General features: G+C 58.2%; 14 protein-coding genes. 8 read left to right on the top strand and 6 right to left on the bottom strand.

Going from position 1 to position 20,918, the window contains the following annotated elements:
* The first annotated feature begins 32 nt into the window (after positions 1-32).
* Positions 33-2,009 (top strand): galactan 5-O-arabinofuranosyltransferase, encoded by a 1,977-nt coding sequence (locus ACP8KU_RS00590; RefSeq protein WP_484483815.1) that lies wholly within the window; start codon positions 33-35, stop codon positions 2,007-2,009.
* Positions 2,010-2,083: 74 nt separating this feature from the next.
* Entirely contained in the window at positions 2,084-5,545 is a 3,462-nt protein-coding gene (locus ACP8KU_RS00585) for an arabinosyltransferase domain-containing protein (protein WP_484483814.1), read from the top strand.
* Here ACP8KU_RS00585 and ACP8KU_RS00580 read toward each other — a convergent pair.
* The 3 genes from ACP8KU_RS00580 to ACP8KU_RS00570 all read right to left on the bottom strand — a co-directional run bounded on the left by ACP8KU_RS00580 (position 5,484) and on the right by ACP8KU_RS00570 (position 9,857).
* On the bottom strand, positions 5,484-6,920 hold the full coding sequence (locus ACP8KU_RS00580; protein ID WP_484483813.1) for a PepSY-associated TM helix domain-containing protein: 1,437 nt from the start codon (positions 6,918-6,920) through the stop codon (positions 5,484-5,486). The genes ACP8KU_RS00585 and ACP8KU_RS00580 overlap by 62 nt on opposite strands.
* 65 nt (positions 6,921-6,985) lie before the next feature.
* A complete protein-coding gene (locus ACP8KU_RS00575) occupies positions 6,986-7,864 on the bottom strand; it encodes an alpha/beta hydrolase (RefSeq protein ID WP_284810258.1) in 879 nt (292 codons plus the stop codon).
* Between the two features lie 58 nt (positions 7,865-7,922).
* The gene (locus ACP8KU_RS00570) at positions 7,923-9,857 is read right to left on the bottom strand and encodes a M13 family metallopeptidase (RefSeq protein ID WP_284810259.1); all 1,935 of its coding nucleotides are present in this window, start codon (positions 9,855-9,857) and stop codon (positions 7,923-7,925) included.
* A 42-nt stretch (positions 9,858-9,899) separates the two neighbouring features.
* On the opposite strand from ACP8KU_RS00570, the gene ACP8KU_RS00565 reads away from it, so the two are divergent.
* From ACP8KU_RS00565 to ACP8KU_RS00555, 3 genes are all read left to right on the top strand, one after another.
* Positions 9,900-10,481, top strand: coding sequence for a hypothetical protein (locus ACP8KU_RS00565; RefSeq protein ID WP_284810260.1), 582 nt, complete (start codon positions 9,900-9,902; stop codon positions 10,479-10,481).
* 2 nt (positions 10,482-10,483) lie between these two features.
* Positions 10,484-11,335 (top strand): PrsW family intramembrane metalloprotease, encoded by an 852-nt coding sequence (locus ACP8KU_RS00560; RefSeq protein WP_284624795.1) that lies wholly within the window; start codon positions 10,484-10,486, stop codon positions 11,333-11,335.
* Positions 11,336-11,560: 225 nt separating this feature from the next.
* Positions 11,561-12,892, top strand: coding sequence for an amino acid permease (locus ACP8KU_RS00555; RefSeq protein ID WP_284624794.1), 1,332 nt, complete (start codon positions 11,561-11,563; stop codon positions 12,890-12,892).
* 18 nt (positions 12,893-12,910) lie between these two features.
* On the opposite strand, the gene ACP8KU_RS00550 is transcribed toward ACP8KU_RS00555, so the two are convergent.
* Positions 12,911-13,759, bottom strand: coding sequence for a hypothetical protein (locus ACP8KU_RS00550; RefSeq protein WP_284622737.1), 849 nt, complete (start codon positions 13,757-13,759; stop codon positions 12,911-12,913).
* A gap of 301 nt (positions 13,760-14,060) precedes the next feature.
* Complete coding sequence (locus ACP8KU_RS00545; protein ID WP_484483812.1) at positions 14,061-14,960, bottom strand: LysR family transcriptional regulator; 900 nt, start codon at positions 14,958-14,960, stop codon at positions 14,061-14,063.
* A 130-nt stretch (positions 14,961-15,090) separates the two neighbouring features.
* Here ACP8KU_RS00545 and ACP8KU_RS00540 point away from each other — a divergent pair, with 130 nt between their 5' ends.
* On the top strand, positions 15,091-16,746 hold the full coding sequence (locus tag ACP8KU_RS00540; protein WP_023028097.1) for a thiamine pyrophosphate-dependent enzyme: 1,656 nt from the start codon (positions 15,091-15,093) through the stop codon (positions 16,744-16,746).
* A 7-nt stretch (positions 16,747-16,753) separates the two neighbouring features.
* Here the strand turns inward: ACP8KU_RS00540 and ACP8KU_RS00535 are convergent, their stop codons facing one another.
* Positions 16,754-18,022 (bottom strand): RsbRD N-terminal domain-containing protein, encoded by a 1,269-nt coding sequence (locus tag ACP8KU_RS00535; RefSeq protein ID WP_484483811.1) that lies wholly within the window; start codon positions 18,020-18,022, stop codon positions 16,754-16,756.
* 168 nt (positions 18,023-18,190) lie between these two features.
* Between ACP8KU_RS00535 and ACP8KU_RS00530 the strand changes: the two genes are divergently transcribed.
* Both ACP8KU_RS00530 and ACP8KU_RS00525 read left to right on the top strand, forming a co-directional pair.
* Positions 18,191-19,444, top strand: a complete 1,254-nt coding sequence (locus ACP8KU_RS00530; protein ID WP_284644399.1) for a M20 family metallo-hydrolase — start codon at positions 18,191-18,193, stop codon at positions 19,442-19,444.
* Between the two features lie 70 nt (positions 19,445-19,514).
* Positions 19,515-20,840: an SLC5/6 family protein gene (locus ACP8KU_RS00525; protein ID WP_284636569.1), complete on the top strand. Its 1,326-nt coding sequence runs from the start codon at positions 19,515-19,517 to the stop codon at positions 20,838-20,840.
* Positions 20,841-20,918 lie beyond the last annotated feature (78 nt).

The following is a 20,918-nucleotide window of genomic DNA, read 5'->3' as shown; positions in this document are numbered from 1 at the left end:
AAGTGGGATTAAGGTATGCGAAACTAAAGGGCATGACAAGCCCAGCTACGCCTTCCCAAAAAGCTCCAGCGAGCGAGAAGAATCGCACCACCGCGTATCACGCAGATGCACTCCCCCACCGCTCTACCCTGCTGGGTATCCTTTTCGCCGCCCTCGGCGGCGGCGCCGTTACCCTCCTTGGTTGGTATGCCTTCAAGGCGGTATCCCTGCCGTCCTTTAATACCTCCATGGTCACCCGCGCGCTATCTACCGTCGGCGTCGTCATCACCTTGGTTCTAGCCGGTGGATTTAGCGCGTGGTGGATTTATGACCACTACAAGGAGACTTTCTCCAGGCCGCGGTGGCGCACGTGGGTGACGTACGCGGTGACCTACCTATCGCCGGCCCTTCTCACCCTCGCGTCTATCGGCCTGCCGCTTTCTGCTTCGCGCTTGTGGCTCGATGGCGTGCAGGTGGACCAAGCATTCCGCACCCAGTTTCTTACCCGCTCGGTGGATCAAATGGGCTATGCGGACATGAACTACCTGGACATGCCCACCTTCTACCCGCTGGGCTGGTTCTGGCTGGGAGGGCGCCTCGGCTCGTTGCTCGGCGTCCCAGGCTGGGAGGTCTACCAGCCCTGGTCGCTGATTTCCATTGCGGTAGCAGGCTGCATCCTCGTTCCCATCTGGCAGCACCTCACTAAGTCCCTGCCCGTGGGAACCGCCATCGCGCTGACCACCACCGCCGTCACGCTCACCATCGCGGCGGAAGAGCCGTACTCTGCCGTTATCGCCATGGGTATTCCTGCCATTGCGGTCTTGAGCACTAGGGCTTTCCAGGGATCACGCTTGTCCATCCTTGCGGTGGCGCTGTACCTGGGTATTTCCGCCACGTTCTACACGCTATTTACTGGCGCGGCCGCGCTTACCGTCGTGAGCCTCATTGCGGTATTTACCGCATTCTATGAGCGCACGTGGCGCCCCATTATCCGGCTTATCATCATCGCGGTTATCTCTATCGCCATCGCGCTGATTGCATGGGCCCCCTATCTCTGGAGCGTGCTGCACTCCTCTGCCCCGCTGCAAACCACCGCGCAGCACTACCTGCCGGAAGAAGGCACACAGCTTCCGGTGCCCTTCTTGTCCTTGAGCATCGTCGGATTCCTCTGCTTGGTCGGCCTGGTCTACATCGTCATGCGCCTGCAGAACGCGGAGATGCGCGCGCTCGGCCTTGCCCTCATCGGCATCTACGGGTGGATCATCTTATCCATGGTGGTGACCCTGGCCGGCACCACGCTGCTGAGCTTCCGCCTCGAGGTCATCGTGGTGCTGCTCTTTGCCACCGCCGGCATCCTCGCCCTAGGGGAGGTGCGCACCGTTGGCATCCACCGCCTGTACCCCGCTAGCTTCTCCAGCGCGGGCAATAAGCGCCTGACCGCCGTCTTCGGCGTCATTTTGACGCTGGCGGGTGTGTTCTATGCCCAGCAGATCCCGGAGGAAAATGAGGATGCCATCGACTACGCCTACCGCGATACCGATGGTTACGGTGAGCGTGGGGACCGCTTTACCAGCGATTCCTCCCACCACTACCTCGATATCCACAACTTCATCCAGGACCAGGGCTATACCGCCAATGAAACCGTGGTCCTCACGGATGAAAAGACGTTCATGGCCTACTACCCGTACTGGGGCTTTAACGCCTTTACCAGCCACTATGCCAATCCGCTGGGCGAGTTTACGACCCGCAATGACCAGATTGAAACCTGGGCGAATGATTCCTGGGAGCAAAGCCCCGAAGAATTCAAGAAGTCGCTGGATTCCACCCCATGGCGCGGGCCAGACGTCATGATTTTCCGCGGCGATCTAGACAATAAAGACGACGGTTACAAGCTGCACTTGGCCGAGGATATTTATCCCAACCAGCCCAATATTCGCTTCCGCGCGGTCTTTTTCAACGCCGAGGTTTTTGACAAGGGCTGGGAGCTCAAACAAACCGGTCCTTTCGTAACAGCGGTACGAACCCAGTAAGTTCACCCACACTTCGCCCGTGTTATCGGGCGTGCACCCAAGAAGTAGGGCGTATCTGACGTACACTAATCGCCGTGTCAGATAGCCTAACTGTGAATTCGAATAAAGCGAGATCTTCCGGCTTGAGCTTTTCCACCGCCCCTAAGGGGTTGCGGTGGACGGCGATCATTGCCGGATTGATTGGCTTCTTGTGTTTTATAGCCACCCCGCTGCTGCCGGTGGATCAGACCCAGTCGTCTTATGATTGGCCGCAGCATGATTCGGTGCAATCCATCAACGCACCGCTTATCTCCGTGGCTCCCGAGTCGCTAGAGGCCACCATCCCCATGTCCGCGGTCAATGAGCTGCGCGATGGCCAGAACATGGTCTATGGCACCGTGCCGCCGGAGTCAAAGAAGGCCTCGAACCGCGGGCTCTTCGTCCGCGCCAACGATGACGGCTTATCCGTCGTCTCGCTCGATGAGGTGCTGCTTACCCTCAACGCCAAGGAGGTAGCGCAGCTTGACGATGCCGCCAAGCTCAAGATCTCCGCCACCGGCGACGGCACCACCGTCAGCGTGGGCAAGCATAAAAAGACCACCGACGACGATCTGCGCCCACAGGTAACCGGCGTCTATACCGAATTGGACGATAAGGCCGACGTGCAGCGTTTGGTTGATGATGGCCTCAATGTCCACGTCGATATCAACTCGCGGTTTACCTCTTCGCCGTCGCCGGTTAAGACCATCGCCATGTGGCTGGGCGGCGCCATGGTCATTGTGTCCCTCTACTGCCTCTGGCGCATCGACCGGCTTGATGGCCGCCGCTTGAAGTTCATGCCGGAATCGTGGAAGAAGGTGCGCCCGCTTGATGGCGTGGTCGCCGCCATCTTGGGATTCTGGTACATCTTTGGCGCCAATACTTCAGACGATGGCTTCATCTTCTCCATGAGCCGCGTCTTCGATAACGCCACCTACATGGCCAACTATTACCGCTGGTACGGCGTGCCCGAGGCGCCTTTCGGTGCGCCGTATTACGACCTCGTCGCGCTGCTGTCCCAAATCTCCACCGCGTCCGTGTTCGTGCGCCTGCCGGGCTTGATTGCAGGTCTTATCACCTGGTTTATCCTCTCGCGCGAAATGCTGCCGCGGTTTGGGGAGGTCATCGACAAGCGCCGCGTTAGCCACTGGACGGCCGCGCTGATGTTCCTAGCCTTCTGGCTGCCGTATAACAATGGCATTCGCCCGGAGCCGATCGTGGCCTTCGGCGTCATGCTGACCTGGGCGTCGTTTGAGCGATCCATCGCCACGCGCCGCCTCTTGCCCGCCGCGGTGGGTACCATCGCCGCTACCCTGACGCTGGCCGCTGGACCAACCGGCCTATTTGCAGTCGGCGTCTTCCTCGTGAGCGTGCCCCACCTTTTCCGCGCCATGAGCGAGCGCGTTCCCGCCATGGGCGGCGGCTCCACCGGATGGCTTGCCCTCATCGCACCATTCTTGGCGTCTGGCACCGCCATCATGGTCGCAGCATTCGGGGATCAAACCTTGGCCAATGTCATGGAATCCACCCGCGTCCGCTCTGAGGTCGGCCCGTCGCTGCCGTGGTATTCGGAATACGCCCGCTACTCCACGCTCTTCCAAGAATCCGTGGACGGCTCGCTGACCCGCCGTTTCGCCGTATTTACCATGCTGTTTTGCCTGGCACTTATTGCGGCGGCGGTCATTAAGGATCGCCGGATCAGCGGCATCGCCGTTGGCCCTACCCAGCGCCTGCTCATCATCGTGGCGCTGTCCATGTTCTTCCTCATGTTCACTCCAACCAAGTGGACGCATCACTTTGGCATCTATGCCGGAGTAGCCGGTGTCATTGCCGCGCTCGCCGCCGTGGTCCTCTCCCGGTTTGCGCTGCACTCGCCGCGCGCCCGCACCTTCAGCATCGCGGCGGTCATCTTCTTGCTCGCGCTAACGTTCGCGGGCTGGAACGCATGGTGGTATGTCTCCTCCTTCGGCATCCCGTGGTGGGACCGCACGGTGCAGTTCAAGGGTGTTGAGGCCAATAAGATCCTGCTGGCCATCTCTTTAGTCGTCCTCGCGGTTGGCGTGGTGCAATCCCTGCGCCACGATCACCGCAAGCTGCAGGCGCAAGAAGACGGCACTGTGGAACAGTTCAAGGACGACGCCGCGGCCAAGGTATCGCGCTCGGCCGGCATCATGTCCGCGCCCATCGCGCTAGCCTGCGCCATTGTGGTGGCTTTTTCCATGGCCTCTTTTGCCAAGTCCACCATCGCCCAGGCGGATTCCTACTCCGTGGGCAAGGGCAACCTCGCGTCCCTGCGCGGCGATACCTGCTCGCTGGCCAACGAGACCTTGGTGGAGACCAATACCAATGACTCCTTCCTCACTCCGGTCAGCGGTAGCTTGGGCGATTCGCTCATCAATGAGGACGAGACCCACGCTGGCTTCGGGCCGAATAATATCCCCGAGTCGATCGAGCCAGAAGACCAGAACTCTGCTTCCGTTGGTGCCATCGGTGGCAGCTCGGGAGACTCCGATTCTGCCTCGCAGGACGCGACCTCGGGCTCGGATACCGAATTGGGCGGCGATGACTCCGATTCTTCTGGTTCCTCTGATTCGCAGGAGACCAAGCGCAAAAAGGATGAGCACGCCCGAGAGACCACTAATACCTCTGAGGGCGGCGTGCGCGGCACCGAAGGAGTCAATGGCTCCACCATGCATTTGCCCTTCAACTTGGACTACACCACCGTGCCGGTCTTGGGCTCGTACTCTGAAGACCAAGAGGCCACCTCGCAGGTAACCACCCAGTGGTATAACCTGCCGGAGGCAACCGAGAAGACCCCAGTGCTCGCGGTTTCTGCGGCCGGCAATATCTACCACCATGACGTCAACGGCGTGGAACAAGACGGCATGGAGCTCACCTTGGAGTACGGCACCATCGATGAGGATGGCAACGTCAGCAATAAGGGCGAAGAGGAGATGTCCGCCGTCGGTGCAACCCCCAAGTGGCGCAACCTGCGCATCCCGATGGATAAGCTGCCTGACGATGCCAACGTGGTTCGCCTCGTGGCCAAGGATGACTCCACCGACGAGGATGACTGGATTGCCTTTACCCCACCGCGCGTGCCGGAGTTGGACACCATCAATAACCAATTCCCCAAGGAAACCCCGGCCTTGCTGGACTGGGCGGTGGCCCTGCAGTTCCCCTGCCAGCGCACCTTTGACCACTACGCCGGCGTGACCGAGATTCCGGAGTACCGCATCCTGCCGGATGCCTCGGCGCAGACCTCGCTCACGGAGTTCCAATCCTTCGCCGGTGGTGGCGCCATGTCCACCGCGGAAGCGGTGAACTACTCCTACGAAATCCCGAGCTACCTCAACAACGATTGGGCGCGCGACTGGGGTGCCATTGAAAAGTACGAATTGCGTACCGATTCGCAGGGCAATACCCCGGCCGACGCGGAGATTGATTACGAGGACGTTACCCGTTCTGGACTGTGGAAGGAATCCGAGATGAAGATTCGCCCCGAGGACGAGCAGTAGGCCCGCTGGCCCCGTTGCTGCGGCCCGGTCCGGACTGAGAGCCGGACCGGGACCGGGATCGGGACTGGGGCCGCAGCCGACGTACCAGCCAGTCGCCGGCGAAGAAAAGGAGCAGCGATGCTCCAAATAGCGGCGCAATGATCGAGTAGATCACAACCCCTGCCACCACGGCGGGGGTTATTTTTAGCTCGGGGAGGCGGCGGCGCGGCTTATTCCACCACATCCACAGCCCGGCGATGCTGATGACGAGAAGGCCCAACGCCAGCGCGGCCAAGGCCACCTGGCTGTAGATGCCGAAGAGGGTGCCCATGTGCAATTGGATAAGCCAGGAGGTAAGCCGGGCGGCCAGCGGCCAATCCGCCGAATTGATGCGGTCGATGACGCGGCCATCTGCGGTTACCGCGACGGCATCGCTACGCAGCTTGTATGCCGCGCGCCCCTCGCGCACAGTCCAGGCATCGCCGGCCTGCTCCGGCGGGGTCATCCGCAGCACCCCGGTAAGCCCCTCACTGCGAGCGGTGGACAAGGCCGTCTGCGCGCCTTCGAGCACGTCGTTGTCCGTGACCTCACCGCTGCTATGCCCAGCGTGGCCCTCGTGACCTGCGTGGCCCTCGTGGCCAGCATGCGCGCCGGAACCCTCGCCTGCCCCTGTGCCGGCGCCGGCTTCTGCCACAGAAGTTGCCACGGATGGCTCCTTCCAGTTGAGCTCCTCGCGCACCTTGCCAATATTGCTGCCGGCGACCATCGACCAGGTCAAGCCGGTGATGGTGAGGAATAGGAAACCGGGCAGCAACCAGCTGCCCAAGCGGGCGTGTATCCGCAGCGCCTTATTGTTTTTCTTCTGGCTTTTCTTCCTGCGCTTGAGCCAGAGATAGACACCGGCGATCGTCAGCGCGCCGAGCCAGGACGCAGCGAGCTCCGCATAGATGCGGCCGGGCTCGCCCAGCCACAAGGTGCGGTGGCCGTTGGATAGCCACGTGCGCAGTGGCAGCGCCCGCGAGCCGCCGTATTGTTGTTCTTCGCCGGTAATGCGCAGGTCTACTGGATCAACGAATACCGCATGGGTGTAGCTAGGGCTCTTAGCATCTGGATCCGTGAACAGCACGCGGGTGGTCTCTTCTGGATCTTCAGACGCCTCCACCGCGGCCACCGCAGCGCCGGGGTGTTGGCGCTGCGCCGCGGCGATCTGATCGTCCAAGCTGCGTGGGCTGCCCTGCGCGGTGGCGGTGATTTCATCGTGGTACACCCACTGCTCAAGAGTGGGCGCGAGCGCGTAGAAGAAGCCGCTGAGCGCGGCAACAATGAGGAACGGCGCGACGATCACGCCGGCAAACTTATGCAGGCGCGATAGCGCACCATGAGTTGTAGTCTTCATGGCTCACTAGTCGCAGCCTTATTGGCATAAGTTCCCGATTATCGCTGAAATAATGGAGCCTTAATCTATTGCGCCAGCTCACCGCGCAAAAATTCGGCTGCATCCTGCACCCGCTGGCGCGCCACGGCCGGGGTGGACACGCGGTGGGTGGAGACGTAATCGCGCTCGTGCGCCTGCGGGATGTGGACGCGATCGGCTATCTCATCCTCGGTCGCAGTCTGCACGAAGGTCTCAGGGAATTGTTTGGGCAGTTCATAGCCCACGCGGTAGTCCTCCGGCAGGTTGGCCAGAGCGCCGAAATCGGGGAAGGTGAGCAAGAGGGCATCGGCAGGCGCGAGCGCTGCCAATGCACCGCCGGAAGAATATCCCCACGTGGTGACGTGGGAGGCGCCCTGCTCGCGGGCGTAATCAATGGCGCGGTTGACCGCCGCGACCATGTCTTTGACCGTATGCTCCGGTGCGAGCGGATAATCCACGTCAATGATCGTGGTGCCGGAAAGCTGCGCGGCGGCGGCAACTTCGGGGCGCCACTGCATTTCCAGCGCCTTGCCATCGCCGCGCCACCAGCCGCCGGAATGCAGCGATACCGCCCACCGGCCGGTGGGCTCAGAGGGGCGAAAAATGGCGCCGACCTCGGCGGATTCTACGGTAATGCCGTCCGTAAACGCCGTGCCGGGCAGCGCATGATTAACTCCGGTGCCCAGAACCATCATGGCGGCGTGGGTGATGCGGTCTGGCAACAGTGCGCAATACTGGTCCGCCTCCGGCGAGCCACCGCCGGCCCAAGGCGGGCGGAAATCCGGCGTCTCATAATGGGCGTCGATATAAGAAACCAGCTGCTCTAGCTGTTCTTCCTCGCTCATCTGGCGGTCTTGCCCGCCGATGCGCCATTCTTGGCCGGGCTCTAGCGGCCGGTGCGGATCTTTATCGTGTGCATCAGTCATATCCCCGAGCCTACGCGTGCACATGATGCGCACAAGGCGGGCTCGGGGGAGAACCGATTTACCAGATGGTGACGCGGTCCTCTGGGGCCAGGTACATCGCGGAGTCTTTGTCTACGTCGAAGGCCTCGTAGAACTCCGCGATATTCGCGGCGATGAGGTTGCAGCGGAACTCCGCGGGCGAGTGCGGGTCAATGGCCAGGTACTGGGTCGCCATCTCCGGGCGGATGGCCGTGCGCCAGACGCGAGCCCAGGACAAGAAGAAGCGCTGCAGGCCGTTATAGGTGTGCTCGGCCAATTCCGGCTCGGCACCGTCGACCACAAATTCTTCTTCTTGGCCCAGCAAGTCAATGCCCTTATCGGCGCAGTAGTTCTTGTAGGCCACCACGGAAATGCCCAGTCCGCCCAGGTCACCAATGTTTTCGCCCAAGGTGAACTTGCCATTGACGCCGGCGGATTCGGTGCCGGCATCCTTTAGCACCGTGGGGACCTGGCCATCGAATTGCTCCACCAGCTTTGCCGTAAGCGCCTCAAAATCCGCGCGATCTTCATCGGACCACCAGGAGTTCAGGTTGCCTTGGCCATCGAATTGCGAGCCCTGGTCATCAAAGCCATGGCCAATTTCGTGCCCGATGACAGAACCAATGGCGCCGAAGTTCTCTGCAGCATCCGCATCCGGGTTATAGAACGGCGGGCGCAGGATGGCGGCCGGGAAGGTGATGTCATTGACCACCGGGTTATAGAAGGCGTTGACGGTCTGCGGGGTGGTGACCCACTCATCGCGGTTGGCGGGCTTGCCAATCTTTGTCAGTTCATAGTCGTGGGAAAAGGCGGACCCGGCGCGGGCATTGGCAATCAGATCCGCGCCCTGGTCAGAAATCTCCAGCCCGGAGTAGTCGCGCCAGGCATCGGGAAAACCAATCTTGGCCTTGAACTGTGAAAGCTTTTCTAGGGCGCGCTCGCGGGTCTGCGGGGTCATCCACTCCAGCTGGGAAATGCGCTCGCGGTAGGCAGCGATGAGGTAGTCCACCAGCTCATCCATTTCGCGCTTGGAGGATTCTGGGAAGTGCGCGTCCACGAACTCCTTGCCAATTTCCTCTCCTACCAGGCTCTCGGCCAAGCCCACCGCGCGCTTCCAGCGGTCGCGCTGCTGGGTGGCACCAGATAGCCGGGTGCCGTAGAACTCGAAATTCTTAGCGCCTACTTCCTCCGGCAAGAGGGCGGCGCGGGAGCGCAGGATGTGCCAGGTGGCCCACAGCTGCCAATCGGCCATGCGGTCAGCGGTAAAGAGCTTTTCCAGGTGCTCCAGGTAGGACGGCATCATATTGACCACGCGGTGCTCCGGCAGCTTCCCGCCGGCCAGCAAGGCTTGGGTGATGGAGGGCAGCTCAGAAAATTCGCACGGGTTATTGGTCTTTACCGCATCGCGGGTAGAAACCACGTCCCAGTGGCCCGCCGCCAGCTCTTTTTCCAGGCCCACGATGCGCTCGGCGGCAACTTCGGTGCCGAGGCCAAATAGGCGGGTGGGCTCGATAAAGCCCAGCATCTCGGCCACGTGCTTTTCGTAGGCGGCCAGGGTTTCCGCGTGCGCTTCTTCGCGGTAGTAGGCTTCATCCGGCAGGCCCAACCCGGATTGCACGATATAGGCCACGGCTTCTTCCGAGCCGGAGTCCTTTTCTACCCAGAACGTCGCCGGCGCCCCCACGCCCTCGCGCTCGAGCTCGCCCAAGCGGTGCGCCAATTCCGTGGGGTCGGCGGCGCTCAGGCGGTCAAGGTCCGCATCCAGCGGGGCCATGCCAGCATTGTTGACTCCCTCAGTATCCATGAAGGATGCATAGAGCTTGCCGGGGCGACCATCGTTATCTTTGACGATGTCATGAACCAGTTCTTCTGCTTCATCGCGCAGCGCGTGGAAGGTGCCATCCACACCGCGATCATCTGGGACAACGTGATTTTCTACCCAAGGTCCATTGACCAATTGATAAAGATCTTTCATGGTTGCCACTGTAGGCCAAACCTTCCAGTTAAGGTATGGACTATGGAAAAATTCCGGTTTCCACCAGCCCGGCCGCGCAGCCTATTTATTGCCATCATCGCCTTCGTGACGGTGGTCCTTGCCTTGCCCGCTATCGTCCACGCGGTGCTACCGACGCACCACGCCGATGTGGAGCAGGTAACCCTGTCCGATCCCAGCCACGACTGGGATATTACTGTCTCCGATCTGTACTGCGAGCGCGATTATGCTTCGCTGGCCAGCGTTGGCTGGACCTGCGGTGACGTCACCGTGCAGGCCGTCATCGTGGAAGATACCGACGACGATGAGCACACCCTGCGCCGCATGGTCCGCGCCTATGGCATGGCCCCAGGCCTTCCTGAAGGCGAAGTCTACGAAGGTAAAGATGGCGCCCTCGCACTTGCCGATGCCCCCTCCTCCACCGCTGCCATCTCCATCAACGGCACCGGTGCGGACGAGAATAAGAACTGGGTGGTCACCGTCACCGGAGATTCCGCAGCAACGCGCACGACCACTCAACGCCTCTGGAAAGCCTTTGGGCAAGAGGAACTACCAGAAGGAGTCACCGCTGATATCGAGGAGTTTTCTGGAAAGGCCTTGGTGTAAAAATGTCTAAGCTCTTTCGCACCGCGCTGTGGATTTTCTCCGGCCTGGGGCTTATCGGATTTATCTCCCAGTCAGTCATTACGCTGTTTATCTCGCCGCTGATGGGCATTATCAGCTTCCTCATCGCGGCGATCCTAGTCGCGGTAGTCATAGCGCTATTGCGCCTGAGCCCGATGTGGGCGCGCCCGGCGCGCGTATGGGCACCGCTTGCCTTTTTATGGGGCTCCGGCATGGCCATTAGCTTGGCATCTATAAGCTCCCCGGCGGTCATGCAGCTCGCCATCAATTCAGGCTGGGTCGATTCCTTCATGTCCTGGAGCGGCGCCTATCCCGAAGAGATTTCCAAGGCCGCCGGCGTGCTATTCGTCCTGATGTCCTTCCGCCAGCTCAACCGCCCCTGGCACGGGTGGATGGTCGGCGCCGTCGTGGGCCTTGGCTTTGAGGCCAACGAAAACATCCTCTACGGCTCCATGGGCGCTACCACCCACCCGGATAGCGATTTCGCCGGGCTCATACAGATGTGGGGCCTGCGCCTTATCGCCGGCCCTGGCCTGCACGTCTTGCTCACGGCGCTGGCCGGTTGGGGCATCGGCTGGGCCCTCTACGCGGCGGCCAAGCCGCTCTGGTGGCGCATCGGCGTGGCACTCGGCTGCCTCGCGGTATCCTTCCTTCTGCACTTTGGCTGGAATTACCTGCAAGATTCCGATATCGCGGCCGTCATCCAAGCCCTCTCCGTGGCAATCATCTTGTACCCGCTGAGCGTCTGGCTCATCCTGCGCGGCAATAAATACGCACACAACGATGACAGCTACAGCCACAGCACCGCAGAGGAGGCGCTAGCCTTCACCCGCTAACCCCAAGCCGTGCTTGTTTCTCCCAAAATGTCCAAAACAACCGCATTCCGCCAAAATTTCCCTCGATTTTTGGACAAACGCGGTTGCTTTGGACGCCTTAGCCTTCCGAAGCTCTCCCGGGCGCATAAATATGTGGTTTATGGCACATGTTAGTAGTGACATTCGCTACACTCGCTTCAAGGCGCTTTTGCCACCTATCCTCCACTTAAAGGACTGAAGACCTTCATGAATGCCCCAACTTACGAGTCCCGCACGGATAACAGCACGGAAAGTACAGAGGGGGCAGCTCCCGAAAACTCCGCAGAGGAAGCCAACCGGCAAAAGGCAGTGGGCTCCACCCTGTCTTGGGTCATCGCGCTTTTTGGCACCGGTGTTGGTGCCGGCATCCTCTTTTTGCCGCTCAACGCAGGTGCCTTCGGATTTTGGCCGCTCGTCTTCGCCACCGTCTTCATCTTCCCGTTGGTGTATTTTTCCCACCGGACCTACGCCCGCATAGTTAGCGGCGCGCCACCAGAACAGCACGGCAAGGACGTCCTGGAGCTGGTGCGTTACTACCTGGGCCGCAATAGCGGCCTATTCATCGCAGTATTGTACTGTCTGGCCATCGTGCCGACGGTGCTCATTTACGGCATCAGCATCACCAACGTGGTCGATAGCTTCATCGTCAACCAGCTCGGCGGGCCGAGTATCAATCGGTGGATATTGTCCATTGCCTGCGTAGGCGTCATGACGGGCCTTTTTGCCATCGGCCGCCGCCCCATGCTGTGGCTGGCCCAAATGCTGGTCTACCCGCTCATCATCGCCCTGGCGGCAACCTCCATTTACTTGATCCCCAAGTGGGATTTCGAAAGCTTCCTTAACGTTGAATACGAAGGCGGTATCTGGGGAATCCTTAAAGGTATTCTGCTCATCCTGCCGGTTCTGGTCTTTTCCTTTTCCCACATGGCCGCGCTATCGCAGTTCTCCGTAGACGTGCAGCCGGCCTACGGCAAGAAGACGGAGAAATTCGTCTCCCGCGTGGAGCTCTATACCGCCGCAATGCTCGTGGTATTTACCATGTTCTTCGTCTGGTCCTGCGTCCTCGCGCTCGGCGCGGACGGATTGAAGGAGGCAGCCGATCAAAACATCCCGGTGCTGTCTTATTTCGCCAACGTCACGGGCACGCCGTTCATTGGTTATATGGCACCGCTAATTACCATGTGCGCGATCATCTCTTCCTACTTCGGGCACATGCTTGGTTCCGAGGAAGGCACCGAGTACCTCCTGCGCATTGCCGTTCCCCGCATGGCCAATAAGCTCTCGCGCCGCGCGCTGCTCAACACCATTTATGTCATCGTATTCGTGGCAACGACCCTCGTGTCAGTATTCAACCCCTCCATCATGGACATGATTTCCGTGGTCGGCGGCATCTTCGTGGCATTCTTGGTCTATCTGCTGCCGGTCTACATGTTTAAAAAGGTCGATGATTATTCCCAGTTCAAAAACGATATCTGGAATTACTTCGTCTTTGGCATGGGCCTTGTCATCATGGCCGTGACCGTCTGGAACCTGATCTAAAGGCCAGCTGTTCGGCGCTTATTGGCAGACCCGCACCTGGCTGACCTGCGCCAGGGCTTGATTAGCGTTCGCGCACGCTTGGCGCTCAAGGTCGGCGGCGGTGCGGGTGGCATCGCGAAGCGCCTGCTGCGCAGGTTCTGGCAGGTTGAGGTCATTTTCGATGCGCGCGCCGATGGCCTCACTGGATCCGCCGACCGGCGCATTGCCGATGCCGCGCGTGACATCCGCGGTATGGGTCTGCGCATCGCCGTACGTATTGGCGGCTACGGTAAATCCATGCCCGGTAGATACGGAGGCGTGGATGGTGCGGTCATCGGACCAACCGAATTTGGTGCCCCATACTCCGGGAATGTGGTCTGTGCCGAAATCCTGGCGGTACCCATCCGCGGCCACGGGAGCCGCGGTGGCCATTCCCGCGAAAATGGGCGCAGCGATGGGATCGTGCTGGATCTCCGCGGTAAACCGCGCGACGTCTTCGGTCGAGGTCTGCGTGGTTCCCCAGTAGCCGGTGTAGTGGGTCTCGCTCAGCCCGAATTCCTGGATGATGCTGGGGATGGCCTGCGGGTAGCGGCGGTCCAGGTCGCTGGCCACGGCATCGTCGCTGTAGCGGATCATATGTTCTACCTGGGCTTTATCGGCAACAGAACCGTACTTGAGCACCCAATACCCCAGGTAGATCTTGCTCAAGGATAGCGCCGGGCGGGACTCATGACTATTGGCGGTAGAGACGGTGGCGCCGGAATCGTGCCTGACGGTGATCTGCGTGCGCTCAGGCACGGAGTGGGGATCGAGGCTGACCGCTTGGGCAGCAGGGATGGTCACGAAGGAAAGTGCGGTAACGAGAGAACTTATTGCCAGCTTTTTCATAACGCATTTAGCGTAGCCGGGGCTCTACATCGCCGCAGGCTATAAATGCAAAAAGTTTCCCTATTGTACCATCTATTGTAGCAATACTTCTAGGTCCCGCGCATCCATGCCGTGCTTATGCATGGCGACGCGCCCGTGGGAGTGCTCGATACCCCACCCATAGCGCTCTTGTTGTATCCGCCAAGCATTTAGTTCGTACTGCGCGGCAATAAATACGCAAGCAACGATGACAGCTATAACCACAACACAGCAGAGGAGGCGCTATTTTGTCCGCCATTCTTACGTTCCCCAGACTATCGCTTTAGGCCGTCGTAGCCGCAGCAATATAGTTCTGCAGTGCATCGCCCAATTTCTCTAATTGCGCGCTAGCAAAATGGCCCGGATTCCACACCAAATACAGCGGTACCCCCTGAAGGCTTTCGTCGCCCGCAGTAATTTTTAGCGGTACCAAGTTAGCCTCGGCAATTGCAGTACAAATCGCAAGGGCCTTCTCCGCTTTAGCTAACGCCAATAAGGTGGCGGTGTCATCGCATTCAATCATCTCTCCGAGCGGGGCGCTTGCGGTACCAAGGAAGGCATCAAACAGAGTGCGGGACACGCTGCGGTGGCTAGGAAGCGCCAATCTGTGTTGGGATAGCTGCGCAATATCCACGTTGTCCCGCCCGGCCAACGCACAGCTTGGCGGCACCCAGGCGCGAATGGGGGCTTGCCCCAACGCATGAAAGCAGAGGTCATCTCGTGGGGGCAATGGAGACACCACGGCATCGGCATTGCCTTCCAAAGCATTGAATGCTGCATAGTGTTCTATCGGCTGTGTGGTGACCACTGGAATGCCTTCTTGAGCAGTAGCAATCAGAGGCGCCACGATGGTGGAAATCGTAGTTTGTGTTGCAGCAATAATTAGCCGTTCTACGACACCTTGCCGCAGGACTTCTGTGGCACGTTCGGTACTTCGGTTTTCAGCATAAAGGCGACGACACGCGGGAAGAAGTGATCGAGCCGTATCGTTCAACCGCAATGAAGTAGCAGGAGAACCAGTTGCGCCCGTGCCCCTCTCCAACAGCTCGAGGCCGACCTCTTTTTCGAAGCGACGCAATTGCCGGCTCAATGCCGGTTGGGTAATGCCGAGCTTAGAAGCCGCTGCGGTGACTGTGGGCGAATCCGCCAGGGTAAGGAAATATTTGACGTGTTGTATATCCACATACCTATTTTAAGCATTGGTTATGCGCAATGGTAATGAAATAGCAGCGGTTTAGACATTAGACAGGCATAGCATCAGACTTGGATAATGAATGCAGTAATTCAGTGCACAGTTTTAAGGAGTGACTGCTATGACTCGTCGTCATGTTGGTACCGCTATCGCCGAATCCCTGGCTGCCCACGGCACCTCTCGGGCATTCCTCGTCCCTGGAGAAAGCTTCCTGCCTGTCCTGGACGGGCTGTATAACTCACCTGTAGAAGCGATCGTGTCCCGCCAAGAAGGCGGCGCTTCCTATATGGCAGAGGCTTACGGCAAGGCTACGGGCGAGCCCGGTGTTGCCATGGTCACCCGCGGCCCCGGCGCGTCCAATGCCTTCGTAGGAGTCCACACCGGCTGGCAGGATGGCACTCCAATGGTTATCTTCGTCGGTCTCATCCCCTTCTCTGACCGCGACCGTGAATCCTTCCAGGAATTCGACCCTAAGGCGTGGTTTGGCACTCAGGCCAAGCAGGTTTTCGTCCTCGATGATCCAACGCGCGCCTCCCGCGTCGTGGCAGAAGCCTTCTTCCAGGCCAAGCAAGGCCGCCCCGGCCCCGTGATCGTGGGACTACCGGAAGATGTGCTCTACCAGGACTTTGCAGGCGAAATTGAAGAACCCATCCCAGTGACGGAGGGAGCCGTTTCTGCAGCGGATGCCGCTTATGTTTCGGAAAAGCTGGCTGCTGCCAAAAAGCCGTTAATTTTTGCCGGCGGCGGCCGCTGGACCCCAGAATCCGCGCGAGCGATCGAAAAGTTCGCGGAAATCAACCAGATTCCCGTGGTGCACGATTTTCGCGCCAGCGACCGCATCTCCTTTTCTTCGCCAGCCAATGCCGGTTGGTTGGGCTATGGCCGCAATGAACATGCCGCAGAGCTCCTTTCTGAAGCCGATGTGCTACTGGAGGTAGGAGCTTTGCTTACCGATGTCCCCTCCGACGGATATACCTTGCGCCAAGATCCCCATGCGGAAAATATCGTGGTCAACATCGATACCGGCCTACGTGGACATTCCGGAGCCATCAGCCGCCATATCTTGGCTTCCCCCGTTGCCTTGGCGGAAGCCCTCGACAACATCAACACCGGAGAGATATCTTCAGCGCAATCCGAGTGGTTTAAAAACGCTCGTCGCGCTCACCAGGAGTTCTCCACCATTCCAAGTGAGTCGGACTGGCGAGCAACCTCTGCAGGCACCGCGCATATGGAAGCAGTCATTAAGGCGTTGCAAGACCAACTCCCGGAAGAGGCCATTTTTACCTTTGGTGCAGGCAACCACTGCATTTGGGCACAACAATTTCTGCCCACCCAGCACTACCCTTCTCAACTAGCAGCGCGCAACGGGTCGATGGGTTATTCCGTACCAGGTGCGGTATCGGCGAAATTGCAATTCCCTGAACGCCCCGTGGTTGCCATTGCCGGCGACGGGGAATACCTGATGAATGGTCAGGAACTTGCCACGGCTGTACAATTCGGGGCACCATTTTTGACGGTCATCATGACCAACGGTGAATTCGGCACCATCCGCGATCACCAAAAAAATCACTTCCCAGACCGTGTCTCCGGTACGCAATTGGCTAATCCGGATTTTGCCGCCGTCGCCAAGGGGTACGGTGCCCATGGAGAATCAGTAGACGCGGACGCAGATGTTTCCGAGGCTATCGAACGCGCTTTAAATGCAGTTAATAATGGCATTCCGGCCGTGGTCAATGTGTATACCGATCAGGATCTGTCATTGCCTGCAGCGCAATAAAACTGTGCTATTTAGCAGTATGTTTTAACCGATAGAGCACCATTTCTATGTAGAACGCATCGGCAGGCACCAATGGTGATAGCCCGGTTACTTCATGAAAGTGCTTGAGCCGGTTAATGACTGTATTGCGATGACAATCCAGCGCGCGGGCGGTGCTTTTGATAGAACCGTCCGCAAAATAGGATGTGACTGTATCAATCAACTTGGTGCGTTCTTTGTCCGGCAATCGCTCCATACGGCTTACGGGCTCATCAGTACCGCCGGGAAGCAGATGATACGCATAACTACTTAAGGCTATGGGCAAAGCTTCCTCGGCTGCTATTGGTCCCTTATCACCCATCACGCCGGAAGCTTCTACCGCCGCCGCCATATCAATAAGCCCGCCACTACACACGCGCACTGCGCCGATCCCTCGTTGGGCTGGCAGAACAATGCTAGAAACAGCCTTCGCAGTCATCTCACGGGCACGATCTAAGACACAGGATTCCTCTGGTGCTAACGCGTCTGCAGCCTCTGGATTTGCCGTTGGTGCCGCCTCATTACCTCGTGCTGTTGCAACCGGGTAAAAAGCGCAAAAAGCCTGGCGCACATAAATACCCCACGCCGAACCGGCCGCCAGATACGGCGCTAAAGCCTGCTCCAACTGGGCGGCGTGTGAGGGACCAGCAACGAGAACATCATAAACCTCATGCTGGTCCACCCCTAAGGCCTGGGCAATGGACTCTAATTGGTTCTGACTTAGCTCTGGGGCATTAAACAGTCTTTCCAAGTGACGGTGCGCACTGACCCTCGCGTCATTGCGCATCGCCGCTTGTTGCTGCATAAACGCCACCCTGACTTGGGAAGAAATCTCATCAACGGCAGCTTGTACCCGCTCTGCATTCGCGATTAGAGCACGTTGAGTCTGTGGGGTGGAACGCTTAGCTAGCCCGCGCCAAAGAACGATGAAGTCTAGGCGCATGATCTCTACCACCGCAGTAATGGAAATCCCTTGCAGTGCCCGCAAGCGGCCAAATTCCTGTAAGCGCCTATCAAGCGCTGCTTGCTCGCCAACAGGAAGGGCCGACTCGCCCTGGGGAGCATCCCATAGTTTAGTAATCAATGCGGTAAATACCGCCCGTGAAGTTTCCCGCAAATCCGACTCATCAACGGCGATATCACCGTAGGGGCTGCGTGCTAAAAACTCCGTAATGAACTCATCGACGAATATGCCCACATCCCCTTCGATGCTGCGGACGAGGTCATTCCACTCTGTATCCAGCCTTTCTGCGGGCATAGCACCTCCCATTACCGGCCCGAGCCCTCTCCCAACCTAATTTTGTGCAAATGCACAATAAAAGCCACTATAACCCATCATTTTCTCAAATTCACTAATAAAACGTAATATTGCTCGCTAATGTATTTCTTTGTGATGCACACTACAAAGAGCTGAGGAGAGCCTTTTATGTCTGCTACATCGACACAAGACACACCGGAATTTATCGAAGATTTTCATACCATGTCTTCTTTCGGTGCCACCTCAGGCGGCGGAATCGACCGCCAGGCAGCCACCGACGAGGATGCTGCCGTACGCCGCTGGTTCCACACTTGGCTAGAAAGCCACGATTTCCGCGTCGAATACGATGAGATTGGCAACCAATACGGATTGCTCAATTTCATAGACGGTGCCGACTTCATACTCACTGGGTCCCACATGGATTCCCAACCTCTAGCAGGGCGCTTCGACGGCTCTTACGGAGTCCTGGCTTCCGCCCACGCAGCGCTTGAAGTCAAGCGCCGAGTGGAGGCTGGCGAGCTCACCCCCACCCATAATCTCGCGGTGGTCAATTGGTTCAACGAAGAAGGCTCGCGCTTTACACCTTCCATGATGGGTAGCTCGGTTTATACCGGAAAGATGGATCTCACCAGCGCCTATGAATCAACTGCGCTGGATGGGACCACTGCCCGCTCTGAACTGAAACGCCACGGGTTCATCGGCAGCTTTACCCCACCCAAGGCCGCATCGTATGCGGAAATCCATGTCGAGCAGGGACGCGGCATGGATAACTCCGGTGCCACCATCGGGCTCGTGGCTGAGACGTGGGGCGCCAAAAAATTCCAAGTCACTGTTCGCGGCGAACAGGGGCACACTGGATCCACCCTTCTGGCGGATCGTCAAGACGCACTCTTTGGTGCTTCCATTGTGATTTCGGAACTACGCCGCTATGCCGAAGCCCGCGAAGGACACCCGCTGCAGGCCTCCGTTTCGACCATGAAAGTCCTACCCAATTCCCCAGTCACCATCGCCCGCGAAGTTCAGATGAACCTGGACCTGCGTTCCCCAGACTGGGACACACTCAATGAGGGCTACACGGCAGTACGCGACATCGTTAGCAAAGCCGAATCAGAAGCCAAGGTAAAAATTGAACTCACCCCCACGCATGAGTGGAAGCTATCGCCCTACCAACCAGAAGGCGTCCACCTGGCCGATGCGGTTGCCACTGAGCTTGGCCTCAAGCACGAACAAGTCCAAACCGTAGCGGGGCACGACTCGACCAATATGAAAGATACTTGCCCCACCGTCATGCTCTTTATCCCCAGCGTAGACGGCATCTCTCATAATGAGGCAGAGTTTACGAAAGATGAAGACATGGAAGACGGCGTGCGCATGATGACAGCCACCCTGACTGAGCTATGCCAAGGCGCACTTAACGCTTAAATCGCGGACCGTGGCAGTCAAAAGACTGGCTTTTCATTCCATCCGCCCCAATTAATAACTGAGGACCATTATGAGTACCCCAATTCACGATCCGGCGAACACAGAAAACACTGATAATCCTTCCTCGCCGGATGATAATTCGCAGCAAACGCAAAAGGCCGAAACGACTGGTTCCACTCTTTCCTGGGTAATCACCTTGTTTGGCACCGCCGTTGGTGCCGGCATTCTTTTCTTGCCGCTTAACGCCGGTTCGTTTGGCTTTTGGCCGCTGGTATTTGCCACAGTTTTCATCTTCCCTCTGGTTTACTTTTCTCACCGGACTTATGCTCGGATCGTCAGCGGTGCCCCAAGAGAACAGCACGGCAAAGATGTCCTAGAGCTTGTACGCCATTACTTAGGTCGCAATGGTGGACTTTTCATCGCCATCTTGTATTGGCTGGCCATCGTCCCAACGGTGCTTATTTATGGCATCAGCATCACCAACGTGGTCGACAGCTTTATCGTCAACCAACTCGGCGGCCCCAGCATTAACCGGTGGGTACTATCTATCGTCTGCGTTGGCATCATGACTGGCCTTTTTGCCATTGGCCGCAAGCCCATGCTGTGGCTAGCGCAAATACTGGTCTACCCGCTCATCATCACCCTTGCTGCCACCTCGTTCTATTTGATTCCAAAGTGGGATATCCAAAGCTTTATCCACTTTGAGTATGAAGACGGTGGCTTGAGCATCCTGAAAGGGATTCTACTTATTCTGCCGGTGCTGGTCTTTTCCTTTTCCCACATGGCAGCGCTTTCACAATTCTCCGTAGATATGCAGCCCGCCTACGGCGATAAGACGGAAAAACATGTCTCCCGCACGGAGGTCTACACCGCTGCTCTGCTGGTCGTATTCACCATGTTCTTCGTCTGGTCCTGTGTACTAGCTCTGGGTGCAGACGGCATGAAGGAAGCGACCGAGCAAAACATCCCCGTGTTGTCCTATTTTGCGAACATAACGGGCTCACAATTCATGGCCTACATGGCACCAGTTATCACCATGTGCGCAATCATTTCTTCCTACTTTGGACACATGCTGGGCTCTGAGGAAGGCACAGAATATTTGCTGCGCATCGCTGTACCGCGGTTAGCAAATAAGGTGTCCCGCCGCACCTTGCTCAACATCATTTACATCATTGTCTTTACGGCTACCACCTTGGTGTCCGTCTATAACCCTTCCATCGTGGACATGATCTCCGTGGTCGGTGGCATCTTCGTTGCCTTCTTGGTCTACCTACTGCCTGTCTACATGTTTAAGAAGTTTGATGACTATTCCCAGTTCAAGGATGATATCTGGAATTACTTCGTCTTTGGAATGGGCCTTGTCATTATGGCCGTAACGGTCTGGAACCTGATTTAAAGGCCCCCTTCCCTCTCCGTCCTTGTCAATTCAAAAGATTGTCATTATATTTCAACGTCGATCTCTCCACTGCTGACA

Source organism: Corynebacterium sp. LaCa_282 (assembly GCF_057198125.1).
This window is presented reverse-complemented; position numbering and strand designations above follow the sequence as displayed.